The 485-nt window shown below is 37.1% G+C and carries 1 protein-coding gene; it reads right to left on the bottom strand.

Translation table 11 applies throughout. The annotated features are described in order from the left end of the window. Positions 1-161: 161 nt before the first annotated feature. Entirely contained in the window at positions 162-374 is a 213-nt protein-coding gene (locus tag AAEY55_RS18160) for a hypothetical protein (protein ID WP_015067157.1), read from the bottom strand. Positions 375-485: the final 111 nt, after the last annotated feature.

Below are 485 nucleotides of genomic sequence, written 5' to 3'. Positions count from 1 at the left end.
AATAGGGGGAAGTCCCAATGACAAGTGTGGCAATTATGCTAGAAGTTGCTAGCTCCGCGTAGCGGCTTTGTTCAACGCCCTAATAATGGGCAAAAAATTGTTGGCTATAATGTTGAGGAACGAAAACAGCCAACTGTTTTTTGTCCTTATTAATTAGCTTGTTATAACTCACTTGCTACTTCAGGCTTCTTTTTTGACCAGTACCAACAATATAACCAACTAGCAGGAAAGAAAATAAAACTTAGAAGGAAGGTATAAAACCCTACAAGTGGTAAGTTATCAGACTTCCCTTTGGCAAATTTCAAAGTTAAATACAGCATAACTAAGAAATTGATAAATATGATTTGACCTGCAACTGTTGCGTTTATGTTCATTTGTGCATCCTTACACTCTACAGTGTGGTGAGTTATAACGTCTTAGTATTTATACGTTACGTTGCTTGTATCGTATAAATACCTTGTTGAACGAAGCATGCTCCTCATCCA

The organism is Pseudoalteromonas sp. 120-MNA-CIBAN-0494 (genome assembly GCF_040308885.1).
GTDB lineage: Bacteria > Pseudomonadota > Gammaproteobacteria > Enterobacterales > Alteromonadaceae > Pseudoalteromonas > Pseudoalteromonas nigrifaciens.
The sequence above is the reverse complement of the archived record's forward strand: the minus strand, read 5'-3'. Positions and strand labels throughout refer to the sequence as shown.

Coding starts and splice junctions, on each gene's coding strand:
- AAEY55_RS18160 (WP_015067157.1), bottom strand. CDS start 374: ATGAACATAAACGCAACAGTTGCAGGTCAAATCATATTTATCAATTTC.